This is a genomic window from Pseudomonas sp. efr-133-TYG-23, assembly GCF_030209215.1.
GTDB lineage: Bacteria > Pseudomonadota > Gammaproteobacteria > Pseudomonadales > Pseudomonadaceae > Aquipseudomonas > Aquipseudomonas rhodesiae.
The window spans coordinates 24,411-32,677 of record NZ_JARVSL010000033.1 but is presented as its reverse complement, the minus strand read 5'-3'; the positions used below and the strand labels follow the sequence as shown (position 1 = coordinate 32,677).

The window sequence follows — 8,267 nt, the reverse complement described above, 5'->3', positions numbered from 1 at the left end:
GCTATCGAGGGCAAGCCCTCTCCCACATTGAGCTTGTTGCCATAGTGGCTATGCGTTGGGTGTGAGACCGGTGTGGGAGGGGGCTTGCCCCCGATAGCAGTGTTTCAGTCAATAGATGCCTCGACAGTTACACCGCTATCGAGGGCAAGCCCTCTCCCACATTGAGCTTGTTGCCATAGTGGCTATGCGATGGCTGTGAGACCGGTGTGGGAGGAGGCTTGCCCCCGATGGCGGTGTTCAGTCAATAGATGCCTGGACAGTTACACCGCTATCGAGGGCGAGCCCTCTCCCACATTGAACTTGTTGCCATAAAGGTTAGGCGGTGGGCGGGGAAACCGGTTCTGGCACATGCATGCGATCGCGCTTGGCCAGGGTGGGAAACAGTTTGATCCACACCCCGGTCACCACCAGGGTGCCGATCCCGCCCATGACCACGGCGGGCACGGTGCCGAACCAGTGGGCGGTGATGCCGGATTCGAATTCGCCCAGTTGATTCGACGCGCCGATAAACAGGCCGTTGACGGCACTGACGCGCCCGCGCATTTCGTCCGGCGTCTCCAACTGCACGAACGAGGCACGGATCACCATGCTGATCATGTCCGCCGCGCCCAACACCACCAGCACCGCCAGGGAAAACCAGAATGACGTCGAGAGGCCGAAAGCGATGGTCGCCACGCCGAATACGCCGACGGCGGTGAACATCACGCGGCCGACATGACGGTCCACCGAGAAACGCGCCAGCCACAACGACATCAGCAATGCCCCCACCGCCGGCGCCGAGCGCAACAGGCCCAGGCCCCAGGCGCCGGTCAGCAGGATGTCTTTGGCGAACACCGGCAGCAACGCGGTGGCGCCGCCCAGCAGCACGGCGAACAGGTCCAGGGAGATGGCGCCGAGGATGTCCGGGCGGCTGCGGATAAAACGGATGCCGGCCAGCAGTGAATCCAGAGTGGCCTTGCCTTTGTTCAGCGGCGTCTGGCGGGCGGGCAGGTTGAGGGTCAGCGTGCAGGCGATCAGGTACAGCACCACGGTGGGGCCATACACCCACACGCTGCCAAACGCATAGAGCAGACCGCCCAGCGCCGGGGCGACGATGGTGGCCAGTTGCTGAGCCGACTGCGACGACGCCACGGCGCGCGGGAACAGCGTGCTGGGCACGATGCTCGGCAGCAGCGCTTGTGTGGTGGGCAATTCAAAGGAGCGCGCGGCACCGAGCAGGAAGGCGAGGATAAAGATCATCTCGCGGGTCACGGTACCGGTCAGGCCACCAATGGCCAGGGACAGCGCGATCAGCGCCTGCACGGTCTGGCAAATAGCCGCGACTTTACGTCGCTCATAGCGGTCGGCCACATGGCCGGTGTGCAGCATAAACAGCACGCGCGGCACGAACTCCACCAAGCCGACCAAGCCCAGGTCCAGCACGTTGCCGGTCAGTTGATAGAGGTTCCAGCCAATGGCCACGGTGAGCATCTGGAAGCCGCTGGCGGTAAAGATCCGCGCCAGCCAGAACGCGATAAAAGGGCGGTGGTGACGCAACAGCAACGCGGGTTCAGTAGGCATCGGGCATTCAGATCAAGGCCGGAGGGAACCGCGAGATTAGCATCAAGCTGTAACAAATAGTTGCGAGAACCGGGGTGAGGCAGCCTGTCACGCGTCAATCGACCACACAACTGGACGCAGAAAATGGGACTACTCTTTGAGCTGTAATTGATCCAGATCAAATTTTTTCCAGGATTTGCTCTGGCGGGCCGCAAGGCCAGACTCCCTACGTGGTTGGTTAAAAAAAGAAACGAATTGAAATTCGCCACACTCCATATCCGTGGGGGCAGTGGGTGCAGGCTCCCGCCAGCAGCCGGTATTACCTGACAGAGGAAGACTTATGTTCGGTTTGGAGGCGCTAGATCTCGCCCGAATTCAGTTCGCGTTCACCATCTCATTCCACATCCTGTTCCCGGCGATCACCATCGGCCTGGCCAGTTACCTTGCAGTGCTGGAAGGGTTGTGGCTCAAGACCCATAACGACACCTACCGTGACCTCTACCATTTCTGGTCGAAGATCTTTGCCGTCAACTTCGGCATGGGCGTGGTCTCGGGCTTGGTTATGGCTTACCAATTCGGCACCAACTGGAGCCGCTTCTCGGACTTCGCCGGCGCGGTTACCGGGCCGCTGCTGACGTACGAAGTGCTTACTGCCTTCTTCCTGGAAGCCGGTTTCCTCGGCGTGATGCTGTTCGGCTGGAACAAGGTGGGGCGCAAGCTGCACTTCTTCTCCACGGTCATGGTGGCGGTGGGTACGCTGATCTCCACGTTCTGGATCCTGGCTTCCAACAGCTGGATGCAGACGCCCCAGGGCTTTGAAATCATCGACGGCCGTGTGATTCCCACCGACTGGCTGGCGGTAATTTTCAACCCATCGTTCCCGTATCGCCTGATGCACATGGCCACGGCGGCCTTCGTGGCGACGGCGTTCTTCGTCGGCTCCTCGGCGGCCTGGCACTTGCTGCGCGGCAAGGACAACCCGGCGATCCGTAAAATGCTCTCCATGGCCATGTGGATGGCATTGATCGTGGCGCCTATCCAGGCGGTGATCGGTGACTTCCATGGTCTCAACACGCTGGAGCACCAGCCGGCGAAAATCGCCGCGATCGAAGGCCACTGGGAAAACAAAGGCAATGAGCCTACGCCGCTGATCCTGTTCGGCTGGCCCGATATGCAGGCGGAAAAAACCAAGTACGCCGTAGAGATTCCATACCTGGGCAGCCTGATCCTGACTCACTCGCTGGATAAACAGGTGCCGGCGCTCAAGGAGTTCCCGCCTGAGGACCGGCCGAATTCGACCATTGTGTTCTGGTCGTTCCGAGTCATGGTCGGGCTGGGTTTCCTGATGATTTTTACCGGTCTGTTCAGCCTGTGGCTGCGCCGGGGCGACAAGATGTACACCTCCAGACCGTTCCTGTATCTGGCGCTGTGGATGGGCCCCTCGGGGTTGATCGCGATCCTCGCCGGCTGGTTCACCACCGAAATCGGGCGTCAGCCGTGGGTGGTCTACGGGCTGATGCGCACGGCGGATGCGTCGTCTGGGCATAGCCTGGCGCAGATGACCATCACCCTGGTGTTGTTCGTGGTGGTGTACTTCGCGCTGTTCGGTGCGGGCTTGGGCTACATGATGCGCCTGGTGCGCAAAGGCCCCGTGACCCACGAAGGTACCGAACCGACCCACGGCGGCCCCGGCCAGAAACGCACACCGGCGCGTCCGTTGTCGGCGGCCGACGATGGCACCGACGACCACCACGACCACATCCAGCATAAGGGGAATTGAGATGGGTATTGATCTTCCGCTGATCTGGGCCGTGATCATCATCTTCGGCATCATGATGTACGTGGTGATGGACGGCTTCGACCTGGGTATCGGCATCCTCTTTCCGTTTATTCCCGGCAAGGTCGACCGCGACGTGATGATGAACACCGTCGCGCCGGTCTGGGACGGCAACGAAACCTGGCTGGTGCTGGGCGGCGCGGCGTTGTTCGGCGCGTTTCCGCTGGCGTATTCGGTGGTGCTGTCGGCGCTGTACCTGCCGCTGATCCTGATGCTGGTGGGGCTGATCTTCCGTGGCGTGGCCTTTGAGTTCCGCTTCAAGGCCAAAGACGCCAAGCGCCACCTGTGGGACAAGGCCTTTATCGGCGGTTCGCTGGCGGCGACGTTCTTCCAGGGCGTGGCGCTTGGGGCATTTATCGATGGCATTCCGGTGGTCAATCGCCAGTTCGCCGGCGGTTCGCTGGACTGGCTCACGCCGTTCACCGTGTTCTGCGGCGTGGCGCTGATCGTCGCCTATGCGTTGCTGGGCTGCACCTGGCTGATCATGAAGACCGAAGGCAAATTGCAGGAACAGATGCACAACCTGGCGCGGCCGCTGGCGTTCGTGGTGCTGGCGGTGATCGGCATCGTCAGCCTGTGGACCCCGCTGTCGCACCCGGAAATCGCCTCGCGCTGGTTCACCCTGCCAAATCTGTTCTGGTTCCTGCCGGTGCCGCTGCTGGTGCTGGTGACCATGTACGGGCTGATCCGCGCGGTGGCCCGCAATGCGCACTACACGCCGTTCCTGCTGACGTTGGTGCTGATTTTCCTCGGCTATAGCGGCTTGGGGATCAGCCTGTGGCCGAACATCGTGCCGCCGTCCGTATCGATCTGGGACGCCGCCGCGCCGCCGCAGAGCCAAGGCTTCATGCTGGTGGGCACCTTGTTCATCATCCCGTTCATTCTGGGTTACACCTTCTGGAGCTACTACGTGTTCCGCGGCAAGGTCACCCACGAAGACGGTTATCACTAGGAGGGCGTGACATGTCCGGCAAACCCTCGTTGCACGAGATCGAACAGGCTGAAAAGCAGCCGCTGTGGCGGCGCCTGGGGTGGTTGGCAATGATCTGGACCGGCAGTGTGCTGGTGCTGTTTGTTGTCGCCAGCCTGATGCGCATGTTTATGAATGCGGCCGGCCTGACCACTCACTGACATCCCATCCCGTTGCCTTGCGGCACGGTTTTTTGACCCTGCTCCTACATCTTGTAGGGGCGGGGTCTTTTTTTATTTGCGCGCTTTGAGAATCACGAACTTGGGCGTGGCCGCCACTTGCTCGACGCCGCGGAACAACCGCGCCAGTTTGCTGTGATAACCCAAGTGACGGTTACCGACGATATAAAGCGCACCGCCCACCACCAAAGCCTCGCGGGCCTGCTGGAACATGCGCCAGGCGAGGAAATCGCCCACCACCTGCTGCTGGTGGAACGGCGGATTGCACAGCACCACGTCCAGGGACTGCGGCTCTTGGCCGGCCAGGCCATCGGCGGCGCGCACGCTCACGTCACGTTCACCCAGCGCGGCCTGCCAGTTTTCACGGGCCGATTGCACGGCCATGTAGGACTCGTCCACCAGGGTGTAGTGGGCGTCGGGGTTGTGCAGTGCGCTGGCAATCGCCAATACGCCGTTGCCGCAGCCGAGGTCGGCAACGCGGGCGTTACCCAGGCCGGTGGGCAAGTGCGGCAGGAAGGCGCGGGTGCCGATGTCCAGGCCTTCACGGCAGAACACGTTGGCGTGGTTCAGCAGCTCGATGGCGGGTGTATCCAGGCGGTAGCGGGTCGGGTAGGGCGAGACGGCGGCGGGGCGCTCGGCAACGGTGGCGATCAACAGGCGAGCTTTCTTCACCGCCAGTGAGGCGTGCATTGGCCCGATGTAACGCTCCAGCAGGTCGCCGGCCGCGCGTGGCAGGTGTTTGACCATCGCCCCGGCGATCACTTCGGCGCCCGGGGCCAGGTGGCCTTGCAGGCGGATCAACTGTTCTTCGAGCAGCGCCAGGGTTTTCGGCACGCGGATCAGCACGCGGTCGAACGGCTCGGTGGGGGTTTCGCTGGCGGGAATGAACGGCACTGCATCGAACGCCTTGGCGTTGCGCACCAGGTTTTTTTCCAGGCCCTGGGCTGCCAGAAACGAGTCGCCGCTGGAAACCACCTGCACCTGGCCTTGCAGACTGGCCGCCAAGGCGCCAAAGCTGTCATTGAGCACCAGCACGCGGGTGTCGACGCTCGGCTGCTGGGCGGCCAAGTGGTTGAGCAGGTATTCGTCGGCGGCGTCGAAGGCTTGCAGCGGGTCGTTGTGCTGCTCGGGTTGGCGGATCAGATTGAGCTGAGCGAAGGGGCTGTCGAGCAGGGGCATGGGGGGAGAAAACTCTGGGTAATCGAACCATTGGGGTGAACGGCGACACGACGGCGCGCGCCGCGTCATCACCCGGAACTGGTCGTAAATGTTACGGTTTTTTCATGGGGATTACATGCGATGTTTAAAGAAACCCAGCCTTTGCGGCCACCATCACGGCCGCGATTTTATTGTTGACCCCCAGTTTTCGCATCGAGCTGCAATTGTGAAAGCCGACTGTGCGTTCGGACAAACACAGGATCTGCGCAATCTCGGCGGCGGTCTTGCCCAGTGCAGACCAGCGCAATACTTCGATCTCTCGCGGCGTCAGCTTGCTGCATGGCTTCGCGGCTGGCCCATCGGCGTACTTATGCGCCACCACGGTATGCATTGCGTGACACAGCCAGAGCGCATTGCCGGCTTTTTCATACAGCTCCTCCGGTGTGATCTCACCTCTGCCACGACTTAATGTCAGCATGCTGAAGACGCCCTGAGGCCCATGCAGTGGTTGAGTCCAGCCCAGATGAACGCCATAGGAGGTAGCCAGTTCCCACAAGTGAGGTGCGCTGTGAAACGCGCTTTCTTTCCAGACAAAGGGCAGGACAGAGCGTTGACAGTGAGACATGACAGGATCGGTGTCGGAGAAATGCGCTTCCCGGTATAGCGCGTTCCATTCGTTTGGATAGTTGTTTTTCTCAAAGGCGATAGATTGATTGGTTTGACTTTGTGCACTCATCTTGAAAGAGCAGAATTGGAAGCCGAGTGAATATGTTTCATTGATAACCATTTCGAATACGCTGGTGATCTCGTTCTCTTCTTCCAGTTTGGGGAGCCGTGTATTGCGCCAGTTGACCATCGATAACTCTCCATGGATGTATGTGTGACTTGGGTACGTCCTGAATCCCAACGCTGCACGGAAAAGAGTGTAGGACACGGGCTACTTAGTTGTGTGAAAAAATCAGTATGTTAGGTAGCTATTTAAGGGGTTGGACTTATACAAGATTCGGAATTCTGTGTAATTAATTTTGCCTTGCTTAAGGACTCCCCATCGGATTTAAGGGGGTTGCTCGTAATATCAAATTGATATCTTTTGGTTGGGTGATAGGGAATGGTTTTAGTTTGGGAGTGGGTTAATAGCCAAATAGTTAGTGCGTGTTGATGCAGGCTTGTGGCGCAAATAACCTTAAATAGTTAGTGGTCTTTTACAGCGTTAGATTGTTACTCGATCGCACATTGAGTCGGGAGATATCAATCATCGGTGTTAGCCGGCGCTGCTTTGAGGGACACTAGCGCCTTCTGCAGAACGGAGTTCCCCATGACGGCCAGTGCTGAAAAATACACCTGTCAGACCTTGCTCGATGTGCAATCGCTGACCCCCAGCCTGTTCACCCTACGTACCACCCGTGACCCCGGCTTTCGTTTTACCGCCGGCCAGTTTGTGCGCCTGGGCGTCACCAAAGCCGATGGCAGCACGGTCTGGCGTGCGTATTCGGTGGTGTCGGCGCCCTTCGATGAATATTTGGATTTTTTCTCGATCGTCGTCCCCTGCGGGGAGTTCACCAGTGAACTGAGCCGCCTGCGTGTCGGCGATACGTTGATGGTGGAGCGCCAGGCCACGGGTTACTTGACGTTGAACCGCTTCGTCGATGGCCGTGACCTATGGCTGCTGGGCACGGGCACCGGGGTGGCGCCGTTTCTGTCGATCCTGCAGGACTTCGAAGCCTGGGAGAAATTCGAGCGCATCATCCTGGTGTACAGCGCCCGCGAAGCCAAGGAACTGGCCTATCAGGCGTTGATTAAGGAGCTGGGCGAGCGCGAGTACCTGGCCGAGTACGCGCATAAGCTTACCTACTTGCCCATCGTCACCCGCGAGCAGCACCCTGGCGCACTGAATGGGCGTATCACCACGCTGATCGAAAACGGCGAGCTGGAGCGCGCGGCCGGCGTAGAGTTGAGCCCCGAACACTCGCGCGTGCTGATTTGCGGTAACCCGCAAATGGTCGATGACACCCGTCAGTTGCTGAAAAAACGCGACATGAATCTGTCGCTATCCCGACGCCCTGGCCAGGTGGCGGTGGAAAACTACTGGTAAACAAAAGGCGCCTGCTGGAGGCGCCTTTTTTCCAAACCGCTGCGGTTTAAAGCGGTTTGTCGTGCTGTGCCTTGAGCAGATCGCGGATCTCGCCCAGCAACACTTCTTCCTTGGTCGGCGTCGGCGGCAGGGTCGGCGCCTTGGCCTCTTCGCGCTTGAGACGATTGATCACCTTCACGCCCATGAAGATCGCAAACGCTACGATCAGGAAGTCGACCACGCTCTGGATGAACTTGCCGTAGGCCAGCACCACGGCCGGTGCATCGCCTTGGGCGGCCTTGAGGGTGATCGCCAGATCACCGAAGTCCACCCCGCCGATCAACAGACCGAGAGGGGGCATCACCACGTCGCCTACAAACGAGGAAACAATTTTGCCGAAGGCGGCGCCGATGATGATACCGACGGCCATGTCGACCACATTACCTTTGACCGCGAAGGCCTTGAACTCACTGATCACGCCCATAGGTTATTCCTTGTTACAGATGAGAAGGG

Annotated in this window: 8 protein-coding genes; 4 read left to right on the top strand and 4 right to left on the bottom strand. The window is 59.8% G+C overall.

The features are described 5' to 3' along the window. Positions 1-315: 315 nt before the first annotated feature. On the bottom strand, positions 316-1,560 hold the full coding sequence (locus QRN41_RS21815; RefSeq protein WP_034139377.1) for an MFS transporter: 1,245 nt from the start codon (positions 1,558-1,560) through the stop codon (positions 316-318). A gap of 319 nt (positions 1,561-1,879) precedes the next feature. On the opposite strand from QRN41_RS21815, the gene QRN41_RS21810 reads away from it, so the two are divergent. Genes QRN41_RS21810 through QRN41_RS21800 form a run of 3 tightly spaced genes read left to right on the top strand, consistent with a single transcriptional unit; the run spans position 1,880 to position 4,507 of the window. Beyond that, on the top strand, positions 1,880-3,319 hold the full coding sequence (locus QRN41_RS21810) for a cytochrome ubiquinol oxidase subunit I (protein ID WP_034115175.1): 1,440 nt from the start codon (positions 1,880-1,882) through the stop codon (positions 3,317-3,319). A 1-nt stretch (position 3,320) separates the two neighbouring features. Further along, complete coding sequence (gene cydB, locus QRN41_RS21805) at positions 3,321-4,328, top strand: cytochrome d ubiquinol oxidase subunit II (RefSeq protein WP_034100851.1); 1,008 nt, start codon at positions 3,321-3,323, stop codon at positions 4,326-4,328. 11 nt (positions 4,329-4,339) lie between these two features. Continuing rightward, complete coding sequence (locus tag QRN41_RS21800) at positions 4,340-4,507, top strand: DUF2474 domain-containing protein (protein WP_080758794.1); 168 nt, start codon at positions 4,340-4,342, stop codon at positions 4,505-4,507. Between the two features lie 72 nt (positions 4,508-4,579). Here QRN41_RS21800 and QRN41_RS21795 read toward each other — a convergent pair whose 3' ends face one another. Next, entirely contained in the window at positions 4,580-5,704 is a 1,125-nt protein-coding gene (locus QRN41_RS21795) for a methyltransferase (RefSeq protein ID WP_285422131.1), read from the bottom strand. A gap of 124 nt (positions 5,705-5,828) precedes the next feature. Then, positions 5,829-6,539, bottom strand: coding sequence for a helix-turn-helix transcriptional regulator (locus QRN41_RS21790; RefSeq protein ID WP_167418389.1), 711 nt, complete (start codon positions 6,537-6,539; stop codon positions 5,829-5,831). Between the two features lie 459 nt (positions 6,540-6,998). Here QRN41_RS21790 and QRN41_RS21785 point away from each other — a divergent pair, with 459 nt between their 5' ends. After that, the gene (locus tag QRN41_RS21785; protein ID WP_167418390.1) at positions 6,999-7,775 is read left to right on the top strand and encodes a ferredoxin--NADP reductase; all 777 of its coding nucleotides are present in this window, start codon (positions 6,999-7,001) and stop codon (positions 7,773-7,775) included. A gap of 46 nt (positions 7,776-7,821) precedes the next feature. Here QRN41_RS21785 and mscL read toward each other — a convergent pair whose 3' ends face one another. Continuing rightward, positions 7,822-8,238: a large-conductance mechanosensitive channel protein MscL gene (gene mscL / locus QRN41_RS21780; RefSeq protein WP_034100843.1), complete on the bottom strand. Its 417-nt coding sequence runs from the start codon at positions 8,236-8,238 to the stop codon at positions 7,822-7,824. Positions 8,239-8,267: the final 29 nt, after the last annotated feature.

Bases quoted from the DNA above. Each gene is read 5' to 3' on its own strand.
- QRN41_RS21810 (WP_034115175.1), top strand. From the start codon at position 1,880: ATGTTCGGTTTGGAGGCGCTAGATCTCGCCCGAATTCAGTTCGCGTTC.
- QRN41_RS21800 (WP_080758794.1), top strand. From the start codon at position 4,340: ATGTCCGGCAAACCCTCGTTGCACGAGATCGAACAGGCTGAAAAGCAG.
- QRN41_RS21790 (WP_167418389.1), bottom strand. From the start codon at position 6,539: ATGGTCAACTGGCGCAATACACGGCTCCCCAAACTGGAAGAAGAGAAC.
- QRN41_RS21785 (WP_167418390.1), top strand. From the start codon at position 6,999: ATGACGGCCAGTGCTGAAAAATACACCTGTCAGACCTTGCTCGATGTG.
- QRN41_RS21795 (WP_285422131.1), bottom strand. From the start codon at position 5,704: ATGCCCCTGCTCGACAGCCCCTTCGCTCAGCTCAATCTGATCCGCCAA.
- mscL (WP_034100843.1), bottom strand. From the start codon at position 8,238: ATGGGCGTGATCAGTGAGTTCAAGGCCTTCGCGGTCAAAGGTAATGTG.
- cydB (WP_034100851.1), top strand. From the start codon at position 3,321: ATGGGTATTGATCTTCCGCTGATCTGGGCCGTGATCATCATCTTCGGC.
- QRN41_RS21815 (WP_034139377.1), bottom strand. From the start codon at position 1,560: ATGCCTACTGAACCCGCGTTGCTGTTGCGTCACCACCGCCCTTTTATC.